We start from the raw sequence: 15,040 nt of genomic DNA, 5'->3' as shown, positions 1-15,040 counted from the left end.
TCCCTTGTAAGTGCGGGGCATTTTGCCTAAATTTGCGGAATGAACCACGAAGAAATAAAACGCTATTTTGAAAGCAATCCCCCGCCCAAGGAAGTAAGACTGACGGAATGGGCAAATATTACCGATACGCAGGTTTTTCTCAGGAGCTGCTACAGCACCATCAGAAACTTCAGCGGACCTGTGGACCGCTGTCCGGCATGGTGGCATCTCAGGGATTTTTATATCCTAATGAAAAAGACTCCCGCACCGCAGGCTTCGGCACGGGAAGCAGCTGCGGAAAATATGCAGGAAGATGCCTCTGATCAATCGCTTTCAGAAGAAGCCGATGTTTAAAACCGGCTTTCATTTATAAAATAACAGCCCTGCAGTTCACACTGCAGGGCTGTACTTTTTTATGATGGACGCCGTCTCAAACCAGAAGGAATTCTGCCTTGTTTCTTCCCGCAATGCTCCAGTCCATTTCCATTATGCTCTGCAGAAGATCTTTAAGGGCCTTGAATGTGCTGGGCTTGACGGCATAATAATCGGCTCCCAGATCATAGGAGCGCTTTATGTTTTCAGCATTGCTGCTCGTGGAAAGCATAATCACTTTTACGCCGCTCAACGGCAGCGTTCCCCGCCGTATTTCCTCAAGGCATTCAAAACCGTTTTTGACAGGCATGTTGATGTCCAGAAAAATGATTTCAGGCAGGCTCCCGGCGGCCTTATTAAGAGCACTCAGAAGCTGCTGCCCGTCTTCGGCTGTATTGACAGTCACCGGAAGGCTGAGCTCCTGAACGGCATCGAGAAACAGCAGCCTGTCGTCCTCATCATCATCTGCCAGATAGATAATCTTTTTGGAATTATATATTTGCGACATGGCCTCATGCTTTATGCTGCTGCAGAAGACAAGAATCTAAGAATCTGCAAAAAATACATATCAGATAAGTAAGAATTGAAGATCGATAAATAATCGAATTATATCCGTTTAGCGGTTAACAGACCTTAAATATACGGAATTTACCTGCATAATTTTCAGCAATTGAAGCAAAAGATTGAAAATTATAGAAACAATAACACTTTATAACATTTTTTTTTAAAATTCATTTAATCCTTTTTAAAAATAAAAACAGCATTCTTTTCAGAATTCCCTATGCCGTAAATTCTGAATAAAGCCTTTCCGGCTTCTTTTTTCTTTTATGAATACCTGCTGAAAAATAAGGCTTTTTTAAAATTGTTGCTATTTGTAACATAATAACTTTTACAAAATGTTATTATCTGTACTAATTTTGGTCTGTATAAAAATGAACAGACCATGAGCAGGGCAATTGTGCATATCGACATGAACACCTTTTTCGTATCGTGCGAAAGGCTTTCCAATTCAGAACTTAACGGCATTCCGCTGATCATAGGCGGCGGGGACAGGGGCGTTGTGGCGTCCTGCTCCTACGAAGCCCGTAAATTCGGCGTGCGTTCGGCCATGCCCATACACATGGCCATGAAGCTCTGCCCTCAGGCCAAAATCATGAAGGGCGACATGGAGCTCTACTCGAGGCTCTCCCATGACATCACCGAAATCATCCAGGAAAAGGCGCCCGTGGTGGAAAAGGCCAGCATCGACGAGTTCTATCTCGACATCACCGGCATGGACCGTTTCTACGGAAGCTACAAATGGACAGATGAGCTGGCGCAGCGAATCACAAAGGAAACGGGCCTGCCCCTCACCTTTGCCCTTTCGGTCAACAAGACCGTATCGAAAATCGGCACGGGCGAAGGCAAGCAGAAGCAGAACCTTGAAATCCCGGAGCATCTGGTGCAGTCCTTCCTGAACCCGCTCTCCATTAGAAAAATTCCGATGGTCGGACAGAAAACCTTTGAGCTCCTTTCGAGAATCGGCATCCGCACCATCCGCACGCTCTCCGAAATGCCAGCCGAGTCCCTGCAGCAGATGATCGGAAAAAACGGAACAGAACTCTGGAAGAAAGCCAACGGCATCGACAACACGCCTGTGGAGCCATACACGGAAAGAAAGTCCATTTCCACCGAGCACACCTTCTCCCAGGATACCATTGATATATTGAAACTCAGCAGGATCCTGCAGGGAATGGTTGAAAAGCTGGCCTACGAGCTGCGCGCCGAAGAGTGGCTCGCCTCGACTGTGACCGTCAAGATCAGGTACGCCAATTTTGATACCGAAACCAAGCAGTCCCGTGTGCAGTATACCTCGGCCGACCATATCCTGAACCAGACGGTGGTGGATCTCTTCAACAGGCTCTACCAGCGCCGCATGAGGCTCCGCCTTATCGGTGTGCGATTCAGCGGACTGGTCAGGGGAACCTACCAGATCGACCTGTTCAATGACACCGAGGAGATGCTTGCCCTGTATCAGGCCATGGACCGAATGAAGAACCGCTACGGCTTTGATGCCGTGATGAGATGCGCAGGCGCATCTTTCAAGCCCAACAATAAAGACGAAATTTTAAAACGAAAAAAATAAATCATGTTTCTCAACTGCCACTCATTCCATTCCCTGCGCTACGGCACCATACCGCTGGATGATCTGATCAGGCAGGCAGCGGATTGCGGTGTCACGGCGGCAGCCCTGACCGATATCAATACCGTTACGGGCATTTATGATTTTATAAAAGGCTGCCAGGCTCTAGGCATAAAACCGCTTGTCGGCATAGAATTCCGCTGCAGCCATAAATTGCGCTATATCGGCCTTGCGCAGAATGCCGTGGGGCTCGCCCAGATGAACCGCTTTCTGACCGAGCATAACTTTGAAAAGAAACCGTTGCCAGAAACCGCACCGTTCTTCTCGGATGTTTTCATCATTTATCCTTTAGAAAATGTGCCCGAAGAGCTTCGGCATAATGAATACATAGGCATCCGTCCCGACCAGCTGCAAAAACTTGTAGTCTCACAGTGGAGAAAACGACGAGCTGAGATGGTTATTCTTCAGCCAGTTGTATTCCGCACCAAAAGGGAATACAACCTGCACAGGATTCTTCGTGCAGTCGACCTAAACGAGCTTCTCTCCAAACTCGAACCTGATGACTGGTGCAGCAAATCGGATGTCATGATTCCTGAAGCGGAACTTACCGCCATGTATAAAGATTATCCCGAAATAATCCAGAATACAAGATACATCATCGAACGCTGTAATTTTAAGTATGATTTTGAAAGCCCGAAAAACAAAAGGCATTATACCAAAAGTAAAAAAGGGGATATTGCCCTTTTGACCACTTTGGCCGAAGAAGGTCTGGTATGGAGATACGGAAGCCATAATGCAGAAGCAAAAGCGCGTGTGGAGAAAGAGCTCAAAGTCATCAATGACCTTGAATTCAGCGGCTACTTCCTCATTACCTGGGATATCATACGCTACAGCACCTTCTGCGGTTTCCTTCATATCGGAAGGGGCTCGGGCGCCAACAGCATAATTGCCTACTGTCTTGGAATAACCGACATCTGCCCTTTGGAGCTTGACCTGTATTTCGAGCGCTTTCTGAATGAAAACCGCAAGAGCCCTCCCGATTTTGATATCGACTGGAGCTGGAAAGAGCGGGATGTAATCTTGAGATACATCTCCAACCGATACGGCAGTGAGTATGTAGCTTTCTGCGGGACTAATGTAGAGTTCAAATACCGCTCGATTTTCCGCGAGGTAGGCAAAGTATTCGGACTTCCAAAAGACGAGCTGGACATGCTGGCCAAAAATCCCATGAAGCTCCATCAGACCAACTCCATAGTCAAACTGGTGCAGGAATACGGCATGATGCTGGAAAAATATCCCAATATGCGCAGCATGCATTCCTGCGGGATATTGATCTCCGAAGAGCCGCTGACCAATTACACGCCGCTGGAAATGCCCCCGAAAGGATTCCCGATAGTGCTCTTTGACATGCATACGGCAGAGGATATCGGTTTTGACAAGTTTGACATTCTCAGCCAGAGAGGCATTGGGCATATTGATGATACCGTGAAGATAATTGAGAAGAACAGAGGAATCCGGATCAATATCCGCGACACGAGTATCTCAAAAAACGAACCCTCCGCAAACGTCTATCTTGCGGAAGGAAGAACCATAGGATGCTTCTACATCGAAAGCCCTGCGATGCGGGGGCTTTTGCGCCGTCTGAAATGCGATAATTATAAAACCCTTGTTGCTGCCTCTTCGATCATCCGTCCTGGAGTCGCGCAGTCTGGAATGATGAAGGAATACATATTCCGCCATAACAACCCGTCAAAATTTGAATACTTTCACCCGGTCTTTGAAAAGGAGCTAGGAGAAACCTACGGCATTATGGTGTATCAGGAAGACGTGATCAAAATTGCCCTGCATTACGGCGGGCTGTCGGCTGCAGACGGCGATATACTAAGGCGTGCCATGTCGGGCAAGGGACGCTCTAAAGCGGCGCTCCAGAAAGTGAAGGACGATTTCTTTATTTCAGCGGCCGCAAATGGGCATCCCGAAGCGCTGAGCCAGGAAATCTACCGCCAGATCGAATCCTTTGCGGGCTATTCTTTCTGCAAGGCGCACTCCGCATCCTACGCCGTGGAAAGCTACCAGAGCCTTTATCTGAAGGTGCACTACCCTATTGAATTTATGGTTGCCGTAATCAATAATCAGGGAGGGTTCTACAGAACTGAAATCTATGTGCACGAAGCGCGGATGGCCGGCGCTGTCATCCATACCCCCTGCGTGAACAGAAGCGGATTTGAAACCGCTCTTTACGGCACCGATATCTATCTGGGCTTTATGCACCTGCAGGGCCTGGATTCCAAACTCTCGCAGTTCATCGCTGCTGAGCGCGAGAGAAACGGCATCTACAAATCGCTGGAAGATTTCATAAACAGGGTGCCGATGGGAATTGAGAATGTAAAGACGCTTATTTTTATCGGCGCTTTCCGTTTTACGGGAAAAACCAAAAACCAGCTTCTGGTGCAGGTAAGCCTTTTGATGAATAATTTCAAGCCAGCAAATCGCGGGCTTATGCTCATCGAGCAGCCTGCAAAGGAATTTAAGCTGCCTGTTCTGGAGCGCTCGATTTTTGAGGATGCCTTTGATGAAATCGAACTGCTGAATTTCCCGGTTTCCTGCACCGTTTTTGATCTGCTCAAAACCAGATACCGAGGGGATGTGATGGTTCGGGATTTGTTAAAATACCATAAGAAGGAAGTTCGCATGCTTGCCTATCTCATCTCGACAAAACAGGTGCCTACAAAGAGGGGCAATATGTATTTCGGGACATGGATCGATCATGAGGGAGCCTATTTTGATACGGCGCATTTCCCGGACAGTCTTGTAAATAATCCTTTTCAGGGAGGCGGATGCTACCTGCTTCTGGGCACAGTGGAAATTGACTATCATTTCCCTACGATCACCATTTCCAGAATGGCGAAAATGCCATTTATCCCTGATCCAAGATATTCGGACTCGGAAAAAAGGTATACCACACAGCACAATATCAAACAGGATGTCAGCAGCACCCACCGCCAGCCTTATCCGCAGGATCACGAAATCAATCTGCCGCGCCACAGAATGAAATTTTGAATATTTAGTTATGCAATGTCCTAAGAATGAACTAAATTTGATAGAAAAGCAGAAACAGAAAGAGGAAAACAAGCATGCCGTACATCAGTTTTCTGCTGTTTCTTTTTCTAAGCTTTTGTTTTCGCTTTTCATTTTCTTTAATAAGCCTTTCGATGCGTTTGATGTCTATTGGGTAAGATTCCATAAGATCGTTTATTCAAACTTAAGCCGTATGAAAAAGACAAAAGCCCTTAAAAGGGCAGATTAGTATCAGGATAAGACATTTTTAAAACAGCCTTTAAAACGGAATATTATGTGTTATTATACCCAGCAGAATGCCTCAATAGAAGATCTCAAAAGACGCTTTAATGCGGAACTCGACAATGAGGAAACCTATCTGCAGTCGGATTTTATAAACGGGTTCTCCCATCCAAATATCCCTGTGATACTTAATTCCTCTCCGCACCTGATCACAACGGATTACACCTGGGGGCTTCTCCCGTCATGGGCGAAGGATATAGAATTCAGAAAAAATACGCTCAATGCAAGGATAGAGAGCATAGACGAAAAGGCCTCCTTCAAAAACATCACCCATAACCGATGCCTGATAATAGCATCTGCCTACTACGAATGGCATTGGAATGATGAGAAGGGAAAAAGCAAGGATAAGTACCAGATCAACTCGCAGGATGATGAAATCTTTACGTTTGCCGGCCTGTATTCCTCCTGGACGGATCCCCTAACCGATGAAATTAAAAACACCTACACCATGGTGACCACAAAAGCAAACGGCCTGATGCAGTACATCCATAACCATAAGCTCAGAATGCCCATTATGCTGAAGCGGCAGGACGAATCCGCATGGCTGGACCAGTCGGTGAAAATCGAGGATTTCGCCTTTCCCTATCAGGGAAATCTGGTCGGCTTTCAAATCTAACAGATACTGCTATGGAAATCGATAAGTTTAACGGAGTCACAGACTCAGATTTTATAGAATACTTTAAAATTGACCTGCATTCCCGAATGGAGATCATCAATTACACTTATCCCCATGAACTCCTTGACGAAGACGGCGGCTTCGGCGAGCATGTGCAAAGATGTGTCGGGCTGCTGAAAGACTACATCATCGTCTGCCACAGGGAGGCAAAAGCTGCCTTAAGGCGGCAGCAGAGAGAGGCTCTGGAAAATGATGGCGCGCCAGGCACCGAAATGGAATTGGGGCAGATGGTCAAGGAAACTCCCGAGGAAAAAACCAATAGGCTGGAAATGGAAAAGAATCAGGAAAAGGAAGAGTCGGCAGCCAAATACAGGGAGCTGAGCGATGAGATAAATTGCCTGATCGACGGGCACCGCGAGAAGGTAAAAATTATCTACGTCGACCTGTGAGGTTTGGATAGAATCATTAGAGCCTAATTTTGAGTCCCGAGAATGGAAATTGTTTTCTCATCCAAAATTCCGCCATAGTATTTCTGAAGCACTTTTCCGAAGACCGGATCCGCATCGGCAATCCTGCTGAACAGCGTCATGCAGGACCTGAGCTTCCGCTGGTCAGGCTTTCCGAAAATCTCCAGCGCGGTTTTTCCGTTCAGTCCCAGGACCGCCTGTGAAATCTCGACTAGACGTTTCCCCAGTACCGGATCGTTAAGATATTCCCTGGCTTCGTCCAGGTCCTTTAGCCCAAAATATACATTATAGTCCGTAAAACCCAGACCCCTGATCTGCGGGAAGACAAACCACATCCAGTGGCTCTGCTTGCGTCCGCTTCTGATTTCTTCCAATGCTCGGGGATAGGCATCCTGCTGCGCCCTGATAAATCTTTCAATGCCGTCTTCTGTATTCATTGCTCCTCTATTTTAAATTTATAATTGGCCAGCTTGATCCTTTTGCGCAAAGAAGAGCAGTGAGGAACGATTTTCAGAACACCTCCTGATACAGAAGCTCGATTGTCACCTCTCTTTTTGCGGATCCCTCCTCCACGAAGATTGTGGCCCATCGCGGCTCGAAATTTTCGACCAGGAAACTGAAGGCACTCAGTATTTCATCCGTCGCACTCTCCCTATCGATGCCAAGATTCTTTTCATATGCGATGATCCGGTAGAAGATGCCGTTCTCCAGCAGCTCATCCTGCCCGTCGGCCGTATTGTCCGGCGCCGGTCCAAAATGGAAAATCTCCGCGCCCCCGCAAAGCAGTCCCGCCAGATGGCTGCGCACCGATAAAAACAGCGCCTCATCGCTCAAGCCGTACGGCACATCCAGCTCTCCGGCTCTGACGGTCACCGCTAAATCCTCAAAATGCAGTTCCATAGATCGATAATTAAGATGGCAGATTGGTATTTAGGGAGAATGTCTCAGAGAAAAGAAGATCAGTCCAGAATGCCTTTTCCGAATATCTTCTCCACCTGATAGATATAGTTTTCCAGCAGAGGCGTCGGCAGGAAGAACCTGCTCACTGCAGCGGCCTTTGCATCGGTCTTCTGGCTGTCAAAGGAGCGTTCCAGCAGTTCAGTATAGTCTCTAAGCTGGTCACTGTCCAATATTTTTCGCAGATCCCTTTCCGTGTTTACAAAGGACTTGAGCATTGGGAAATCATTATTGTTATCCGTTTCATAGCGCTCTAGTCCCGACTTTATGCCATCGTACTCTTCTTTGAAGATGCTCAGCACATCCTTCATATTATGCGCGTAAAAGATGTTGGGAATGAGTCCGGCCTTATACTCCGCATAATGATGCTGTGATGCGGCGGGGCTTTCCAGATACTTCTCAAAGGTCTGTATCCTGAAAATATAATCCGTTTCAAAAATATTGCGGTCCTGATAATCAATATCCATACTGTACTGTATTAGTTGTTATGACTAAAGTTAGCTAATTTTTTAATTCCAGACTCCTAAAAAATGATCTGCACTTCAATTTCATCAGACCGCTCAATATCAGCCGTTTAGTACGCCGCCGCTAAACCGAGAAGCCCCTCGGAGATTCAGCAGCGATGGCACAGTATTTTAACTGGCAGAATATTAAGAATTTTCAACTTAAAAATATGCTCGATTTTCGGATATTGCATAAATTTGAATTGATCAAAAAACTTTACTGCTAACCAAATTTTTAATCGCATTCCCATGAAATTAATTGACAGAACCGATATAGAGCACTGGGCGGAAAAACATCAGGGAAAAGGATTTTTTCCCTATCTGGTTTCAAAACTGGTTTATTTCTCCACCCTTCCCGGAGCGCAGATCAGCATACCCTACGGCAGCGCTGTCTATCTGCCCGGCTGGGATGGGCTGATATATTCCGAGCAGCAGAGGCCGTATGTCCCTGCAGGCCGATCGCTGTGGGAATTCGGGACCGATAAGGGTTTCAGGGCGAAAGCCGATAGGGATTTTGATAAAAGGGCCGAAAACCCATTGGGATATGATGCCTCAGACTGCACCTACGTATTTGTCACGCCTAGGATCTGGAAAGACAAAGAGGCTTGGAGGCTCGAAAAGCTGAAGCTGAATCTCTGGAAGGATATCTGCGTGTATGATGCAGTGGATATGACGCAGTGGCTGGACCAGTCCGGACCCGCCGCACTATGGTTTGCCAGGGAAATCGGAAAGGCGCCGGCGGAAGGCGCTCTGGACGCCGAACAGTTCTGGGCAGAATGGTCAAGCGGAGAAGCGGGACATCTCGTGCCAAAAATCGTAACCTCAGGCAGGGACGCTGAAACCGCCAAGCTAAGCGGATTCCTCAGCGGGGATCCCGGCATCATCACTGTACAGGCCAAAACCAAAACGGAGGCAGCTGCCTTTATAATTGCTGCGGCGGACAGTTTTGATCAAGACGAGAAACAGCGTTTTTTTTCAAAAACAATGGTCGTGGAAAATCAGGAAAGCTTCAGAACCCTTTCGCTGAACTACGTAAAGACTTCATTGAACCTTATTGCCAAATTTGATGATAAAAGCCTAGTAGGGGCCGCTGTCTCGCAGGGACACCACGTGATTATCCCTGCAGGGGCGGATGACGAGCTAACGCACAAACGCATTATCCTGCCTACTATCGGCAGGGAGGGCCAGATCGAAGGGCTCCGTGAAATGGGCCTTTCCAGAGAAGATGCCGAACGCTTCAGCAGGGAAGCCGGCAGGGATATCAATAAGCTGCGAAGGCTGCTGAAATATATTGACAATAAAGCTGCGTGGCATAAATCGGAGAACATACGCGAAATCATCCCTGCCCTTATTCTCGGACGATGGAATATCAATAATCCCGGCGACCGCGAGATTCTGGAAAAGCTTTCTAAAATGCCTTTTAACGATTATCTGGCAGTTTTATACCGGTGGAGGGACTTTGAGGACTCCCCCATACTGCAGATCGGCGGCACATGGAGGCTGACTTCCCCGCTCGATCTCTGGAACAGCCTTTCGAAACATATCACAGCAGATGACCTTTCGGTTCTCGCAGAATATTTTCCGTCTGTCTTTACCGATCCCGGTAACAGCGGCGAGACGCATCTTATACAGATAACCTTTTCGTTTACCCCTCCGAAAAAGTACTCCCCATGGGCGCGCGAGGGGCTTGTCCAGACACTGATACTGCTCAGCCTGTATGGCGAAGCCATAAATCCTGCCGTAATTTCCGCGCCTGAAAAATGGGTGGACGTGCTGGTTGGCAGCCTGCTGCTGGATGCCGATGCCGAACTGTGGAGAAAAACCAACCGGAAGCTTCCCCTGATTGCCGAGGCATCACCGAAAAGCTTCTTCAAGGCAGTCCAGAGCTCCCTGCAGAAAGACGAGCCCGAGATTATGGGCATGTTCAGGACAAACAGCAGTTATTTTGGCGAGTCCAGCAGCCATACAGGACTGCTATGGGCGCTGGAAGGTCTGGCATGGCTTCCTGAATATCTTTTTCAGGCAACAGATATACTGTTAAAACTCGCTGAACTGGATCCCGGAGGAAATCTGAGCAACAGGCCCGCAAGAAGCCTCGCTGACATCTACAGGCCCGCGCATCCACAGACAGCCGCTGCTCTTGGCGAGCGCATGGAAATACTGAAAGCGGCCATCAGCAGAAATCCCAAATCAGGATGGGAGCTGCTAAGAAAGCTCATGCCCAAGCATCATGATAACTGGACTGCAAACAGCAGGATGAGATGGCGCCTTTTTGATAAAAGCGCAGCACCTTCCAATTCCCCTGAACAGACAAATGAAGGATTCAGGGCCGTTTCGGACCTCATGCTGGAAATGTTTGACGGCAGCGATGGAAGGCTTGCCGATATCATCAGACATTCGTCTGAAATGAGCTCTGCCGATGAGCGTGAAAAGCTTCTGGTTTTTATTGAGAAAAATTATGCACGCATTCCCAAAGACAGCACCCTGTCCAGAGATGAGGCAAGAAGGATCCTGCACCTGCACCGCTCAGCTTCCGAAGCCCCATGGGCATTGGATGAAGAGATCCTTTCCCGCTACCAGCCTCTTTACGACGCGCTGGAACCCGAAGACATCACGGCAAAATACCGATGGCTCTTTGAATCCTCGCAGGTGAATTTCCCGCAGGGCGCCCGGGAGACCGACGATGATGAAAAGGATGAGCTCGACTACAATGCCAGAGTGCTCAAAGCCCGCACTAAAGCCATTCATATTTTATCGGCAGAAATAGGAATTCAGGGCATTGCCGCTATGGCGGATTCGCCCGAAATAACCGGCATCCTTGCATTTACCCTATCCAGAATCGAACAGACAAAGGAAGAGACTGCTTATATCGTCTCTACCTTAAAAAATGCAGATGCAAATGCCAATTTCGTAAGCCTCTATATAGCGGCTAAAACAGCGGCCAAAGGACTGCAGTGGCTTTTTGTCCTCTGTTCCGACTTGGAATATCTTAATCTGGACGACAAGCAGCAATATGCGCTTTTCAGCCAGGTGGACCACTCGCAGGAACTATGGGATTATATCGAATCAAAGGGCGAAAGCCTAAACAGTACCTATTGGCTAACCATACCCCCTTATTTCTACCGCACAACGGCCGAGGAAAGCATTTCGGCCGTAAAGAAGCTGATGGAGCACAAAAGGTTTAAAAGCGCTCTCAGGGCAGCAAGGCACATTAAAAGACAACTGTCTACCCAGATAATCGCTCAGGTGCTGCATAAGACCGCAACAGAAGAAAGCATAGATAATTTTTTGCTGGAGCTGCATGAAGTCACCAGCCTTTTCAAGGAAGCTGCACAAAGGGAAGACATAACCAAAGACGAAATGCTCAATCTCGAATGGCTTTATCTTTCAGTGCTCAATTCCTACCATTCAGACTACCGTCCCAGCCAGCTGTACGGCGAACTGGCAGATAACCCCCATTTCTTTGTGGATGTGCTCTCATGGCACTATACGCCCGCTGATCCCGAAAATATTGAGCCTGAAAGGAAAAATATACCTAAAGAAAATCTGGAGCAGCTCGCGCAAAAGTCTTACGAGCTGCTGGACAATTTTATGATGATTCCGGGTGTGCGCTCTGACAATACAATTGACAATGATGTGATGGACCATTGGATCGCACAGGTAAGGGAACTGGCTCAAAAGAGAGGCCGCCTTGAGGCGGCTGACAGCCATATCGGAATGCTTCTGGCTTATTTTCCCGAAGAAGGCACCGGCAGCTGGCCGCCGGATGAAATCAGCGCTGCAATCGAACGCATCAACACTCCGGCTCTAAAAGATAACTTCGCTGTGACACTTATAAATAAGAGGGGATCTACAGGCAGAGGGGTCTTTGAAGGGGGAACAATTGAAAAGAACAATGCCGCCTATTTCCAGAAACTGGCCGGTCTGCACAAATACAGCCATCCCAGCCTATCGGAAATTTTTATCCAGATTTCAGAGAATTATTTAAATACTGCAGGACATCATGACGACCAGGCAGAACGTGACCGCCTGGAATATTGACAGGCACACTGGGCGCTGCCATGCAGGGCATATCCCCTACAGGACTTCACATTTAACTTCAGACAGGAGGAAAATTTCGTCCCAATTTAATTTTTATGGATTTGAAAAAAATTTGCATATTCCTTTTAGCGCTGTCCGTCAACACCCTGCTTTCCCAGGAAAGCAGAAGACAGCCATAGAAATGGACAGCTGTGGCATCTCCAGCGGGGCACTGTTAAAAAGAAGTCCCTGCAGCCCCTTTCATTGCAGAGCCTTGTTCCTGCCTCGCAGGAAAAAAACGGAAGGTTCTTCCTCTATCCTACCGCCGATGCATACACGTTTATCCTCGTAGACCAGCTCGATGGCCGAACCTGGCAGGTCACGTGGTCCGAAAAGCCAGAAAAGCGGGCGGTTTCACCCATCGGCTGAGCCTCTGACGCGTCGTGACGCGCGAGATCATCTTCTCCCTGCTAGTCTGTCATCACGGCATCAAGCAGCTTCTCCGCGCTGATGAAAGCCGCAATGTACTGCATCGCTTCGGCTGTCTTCTCCGATGGCGTTTCAAAGGTATTGACATGGAACTCTTCATTCAGGTCCAGTATATGGATGATCTGGGTATATCCTTTTGAAATGAGGGTGCCTTTCAGCTTTATGACCCCGGACTGCTGCTGTGCATCCAGATCTTTCCTCACTTTGAGCCGTATCGTTTTTTCCATTGCAGAAATCTCTTTTTTTTTAGGTGGCAGATTGCCTGCCAAAAATAGCCATTTGCCCGCACATTTCCAGCCTATGCGGTGTTAAAACTTATATAAGGGTTCTGCCGGGCAGGGGCAAAAAAAACCCGATGCCCCATTGGGGCATCGGGCTGTCCCGATCCGCTGGGCCGCGCCTGGCGCATCCCCTAGAAAAACAGGAAGTAGAGCAGCGCAGCAGCCGCAGCCGACATGATGATAAGGGCAATGGCGCCCAATGCGTTTGAAAGCCTCGAATTGGTGTGCCCGCCCATTATCTTCCTGTTGTTGCCGATATGCAGGACCACCGCAACCATCACCGGCGCGGTCAGCCCATAGCAGACCGCCGTGTAGAGCAGCGCCTGTATGGCGCTGATTCCAAAAAAGTCAAGCCCTACGCTGACCGCCAGCGAGAAAATTATGGAAATGTAAAACAGCTTGGCCTTATGGAATTTCTTATCAAGGCCCGTTTTCCAGCCGAAGGTCTCGGCCAGCATATAGGACTGCGAGCCCGCAAGAACCGGTATGGACAGAAATCCCGTCCCCAGCACGCCCGCCGCGAAAATAAGATAGGTCAGCCTGCCGGTCAGGGGCTCCAGAGCCGCAGCCGCCTGGGCCACAGTATCGATCCGGCGTATGCCCGCAGGATAAAGGACGCTTCCCGCAGTCAGTATGATAAAAAACATCACCAGATTGGAAAGCAGCATCCCCGCATTTACATCCTTTCTCATATCCGCCAGACTGCGTCTGCCCAAAGCGGGATCCTGCCTGCCGTGGGCCGCATCCTCCGCTTCCATGGTGGCCTGCCAGAAGAAAAGGTAGGGCGAAATCGTCGTGCCGAATATGGCCACCAGTATCAGGACAAAATCCTTATTCAGGGCAATAGTGGGAATAAAGGCATTGCGCGCGACAGCCGCCCAGTCCTGGTCCATCATAAAGGGCACCGCCATGTACAGCAGCAGCGAAAGGCAGAGCCATTTTAGGATGCTGGCGATCTTCCGATACGGAAAGGTGATGATTGCAAACATCAGCGCCGCCGTGATGCATAGGCAGAAGGCCGGAACCGGCACAGCGGGGAAAATCATGTTTGCAACCGCAGCCATGCCCTCTATGTTGGCTCCGATGTTCAGGGTAATGGCGGGAAAGCTCATCAGCAGCACGCCGTACAGCAGCCCCTTGGGATAATGCTCCCTGATGGTCAGGGTGAGGCCCCTGCCGGTGACCAGTCCGATCCTTGCGCACATTCCCTGGATGGCGGCCATCAGGGGGAAAGTCAGAAGCGCGGTCCATAAGGTGGCAAGACCCGTCTGGGCGCCCGCCTGGGAATAGGTTGCGATTCCCGAAGGGTCATCATCGCTGGCTCCCGTAATGAGGCCCGGACCAAGCACTCTGGCCCTTTCTTTTATTGCTGATATTATTTTAGCGCTTCCCATTTCTGCCGTTTTTTTTAGATCTTCTATAGATGATCATAACCGACAGCAGATACGCCAGGGTTACAATGGGAGTCATGATATTAAGGGCCTTCGCCGTTTCCGGGATTCCCCTTTTTGAAAAATAGAGCGCGGCATTCGAAGCCAGCGCAGCCGCCAGCAGCAGCATTGCCGCCGCATAGAGCGCTTTGGATATTTTCTGCATAATGTAATTCTGTAGTTTTTTAAAAGCCGGACGCGCACGCCGCAGCCTGCGGCCATGGACCGCGCCATCAGCATGGCGGCGGGCAGGGTGCGGACAGCGCAGAAATGGCGGCCGGGGGCTCAGGCGCTATTGGCCGGGCCCCGTCTGCAGCGGTCTGGACGTGAATGGAAAAGCGGAAGCTGCAGCAGGTCTGCGCAGATCCGACCCTAAGGGTTCTCCGGAACCCTAGGTGAAAAAAAAGCGGCCTGACTGGGGAGGCTGCCAGATGGAGCAGCGAA

13 protein-coding genes are annotated in these 15,040 nt (G+C 48.9%); 6 read left to right on the top strand and 7 right to left on the bottom strand.

Annotation, left to right across the window (positions count from 1 at the left end):
- Positions 1–39: 39 nt before the first annotated feature.
- Positions 40–333, top strand: a complete 294-nt coding sequence (locus NYQ10_RS15655; protein ID WP_289877190.1) for a DUF6965 family protein — start codon at positions 40–42, stop codon at positions 331–333.
- A 76-nt stretch (positions 334–409) separates the two neighbouring features.
- On the opposite strand, the gene NYQ10_RS15650 is transcribed toward NYQ10_RS15655, so the two are convergent.
- Positions 410–859 carry a response regulator gene (locus NYQ10_RS15650; RefSeq protein ID WP_289877189.1) on the bottom strand — a complete coding sequence of 150 codons (450 nt, stop codon included), beginning with the start codon at positions 857–859 and terminating at the stop codon, positions 410–412.
- Between the two features lie 435 nt (positions 860–1,294).
- Here NYQ10_RS15650 and dinB point away from each other — a divergent pair, with 435 nt between their 5' ends.
- From dinB to NYQ10_RS15630, 4 genes are all read left to right on the top strand, one after another.
- On the top strand, positions 1,295–2,476 hold the full coding sequence (gene dinB, locus NYQ10_RS15645) for a DNA polymerase IV (RefSeq protein WP_289877188.1): 1,182 nt from the start codon (positions 1,295–1,297) through the stop codon (positions 2,474–2,476).
- Between the two features lie 3 nt (positions 2,477–2,479).
- Positions 2,480–5,533: a DNA polymerase III subunit alpha gene (locus tag NYQ10_RS15640; protein ID WP_289877187.1), complete on the top strand. Its 3,054-nt coding sequence runs from the start codon at positions 2,480–2,482 to the stop codon at positions 5,531–5,533.
- Between the two features lie 292 nt (positions 5,534–5,825).
- Positions 5,826–6,449, top strand: coding sequence for an SOS response-associated peptidase (locus tag NYQ10_RS15635; protein WP_289877186.1), 624 nt, complete (start codon positions 5,826–5,828; stop codon positions 6,447–6,449).
- Between the two features lie 11 nt (positions 6,450–6,460).
- Positions 6,461–6,898, top strand: coding sequence for a hypothetical protein (locus NYQ10_RS15630; RefSeq protein WP_289877185.1), 438 nt, complete (start codon positions 6,461–6,463; stop codon positions 6,896–6,898).
- A gap of 23 nt (positions 6,899–6,921) precedes the next feature.
- Here NYQ10_RS15630 and NYQ10_RS15625 read toward each other — a convergent pair whose 3' ends face one another.
- From NYQ10_RS15625 to NYQ10_RS15615, 3 genes are all read right to left on the bottom strand, one after another.
- Positions 6,922–7,353, bottom strand: coding sequence for a DUF1810 domain-containing protein (locus NYQ10_RS15625; RefSeq protein WP_073411686.1), 432 nt, complete (start codon positions 7,351–7,353; stop codon positions 6,922–6,924).
- A 73-nt stretch (positions 7,354–7,426) separates the two neighbouring features.
- A complete protein-coding gene (locus NYQ10_RS15620; RefSeq protein ID WP_073411687.1) occupies positions 7,427–7,816 on the bottom strand; it encodes a hypothetical protein in 390 nt (129 codons plus the stop codon).
- A gap of 59 nt (positions 7,817–7,875) precedes the next feature.
- Positions 7,876–8,340 (bottom strand): hypothetical protein, encoded by a 465-nt coding sequence (locus tag NYQ10_RS15615; protein ID WP_073411689.1) that lies wholly within the window; start codon positions 8,338–8,340, stop codon positions 7,876–7,878.
- Positions 8,341–8,625: 285 nt separating this feature from the next.
- On the opposite strand from NYQ10_RS15615, the gene NYQ10_RS15610 reads away from it, so the two are divergent.
- Entirely contained in the window at positions 8,626–12,417 is a 3,792-nt protein-coding gene (locus NYQ10_RS15610) for a hypothetical protein (RefSeq protein WP_289877184.1), read from the top strand.
- A 449-nt stretch (positions 12,418–12,866) separates the two neighbouring features.
- Here NYQ10_RS15610 and NYQ10_RS15605 read toward each other — a convergent pair whose 3' ends face one another.
- The 3 genes from NYQ10_RS15605 to NYQ10_RS15595 all read right to left on the bottom strand — a co-directional run bounded on the left by NYQ10_RS15605 (position 12,867) and on the right by NYQ10_RS15595 (position 14,762).
- Positions 12,867–13,112 carry a hypothetical protein gene (locus NYQ10_RS15605; RefSeq protein ID WP_073411693.1) on the bottom strand — a complete coding sequence of 82 codons (246 nt, stop codon included), beginning with the start codon at positions 13,110–13,112 and terminating at the stop codon, positions 12,867–12,869.
- A gap of 185 nt (positions 13,113–13,297) precedes the next feature.
- On the bottom strand, positions 13,298–14,560 hold the full coding sequence (locus tag NYQ10_RS15600; RefSeq protein WP_073411695.1) for an NRAMP family divalent metal transporter: 1,263 nt from the start codon (positions 14,558–14,560) through the stop codon (positions 13,298–13,300).
- The gene (locus NYQ10_RS15595; RefSeq protein ID WP_073411697.1) at positions 14,547–14,762 is read right to left on the bottom strand and encodes a hypothetical protein; all 216 of its coding nucleotides are present in this window, start codon (positions 14,760–14,762) and stop codon (positions 14,547–14,549) included. The genes NYQ10_RS15600 and NYQ10_RS15595 overlap by 14 nt, the downstream gene beginning before the upstream one ends.
- Positions 14,763–15,040: the final 278 nt, after the last annotated feature.

Origin of the sequence: Flavobacterium johnsoniae (assembly GCF_030388325.1) — a bacterium.
Taxonomy (GTDB): domain Bacteria; phylum Bacteroidota; class Bacteroidia; order Flavobacteriales; family Flavobacteriaceae; genus Flavobacterium; species Flavobacterium johnsoniae_C.
Note: the sequence above shows the minus strand (reverse complement) of the source record. Positions and strands in the feature narration are given on the sequence as shown.

Coding starts and splice junctions, on each gene's coding strand:
- NYQ10_RS15655 (WP_289877190.1), top strand. CDS start 40: ATGAACCACGAAGAAATAAAACGCTATTTTGAAAGCAATCCCCCGCCC.
- NYQ10_RS15650 (WP_289877189.1), bottom strand. CDS start 859: ATGTCGCAAATATATAATTCCAAAAAGATTATCTATCTGGCAGATGAT.
- dinB (WP_289877188.1), top strand. CDS start 1,295: ATGAGCAGGGCAATTGTGCATATCGACATGAACACCTTTTTCGTATCG.
- NYQ10_RS15640 (WP_289877187.1), top strand. CDS start 2,480: ATGTTTCTCAACTGCCACTCATTCCATTCCCTGCGCTACGGCACCATA.
- NYQ10_RS15635 (WP_289877186.1), top strand. CDS start 5,826: ATGTGTTATTATACCCAGCAGAATGCCTCAATAGAAGATCTCAAAAGA.
- NYQ10_RS15630 (WP_289877185.1), top strand. CDS start 6,461: ATGGAAATCGATAAGTTTAACGGAGTCACAGACTCAGATTTTATAGAA.
- NYQ10_RS15625 (WP_073411686.1), bottom strand. CDS start 7,353: ATGAATACAGAAGACGGCATTGAAAGATTTATCAGGGCGCAGCAGGAT.
- NYQ10_RS15620 (WP_073411687.1), bottom strand. CDS start 7,816: ATGGAACTGCATTTTGAGGATTTAGCGGTGACCGTCAGAGCCGGAGAG.
- NYQ10_RS15615 (WP_073411689.1), bottom strand. CDS start 8,340: ATGGATATTGATTATCAGGACCGCAATATTTTTGAAACGGATTATATT.
- NYQ10_RS15610 (WP_289877184.1), top strand. CDS start 8,626: ATGAAATTAATTGACAGAACCGATATAGAGCACTGGGCGGAAAAACAT.
- NYQ10_RS15605 (WP_073411693.1), bottom strand. CDS start 13,112: ATGGAAAAAACGATACGGCTCAAAGTGAGGAAAGATCTGGATGCACAG.
- NYQ10_RS15600 (WP_073411695.1), bottom strand. CDS start 14,560: ATGGGAAGCGCTAAAATAATATCAGCAATAAAAGAAAGGGCCAGAGTG.
- NYQ10_RS15595 (WP_073411697.1), bottom strand. CDS start 14,762: ATGCAGAAAATATCCAAAGCGCTCTATGCGGCGGCAATGCTGCTGCTG.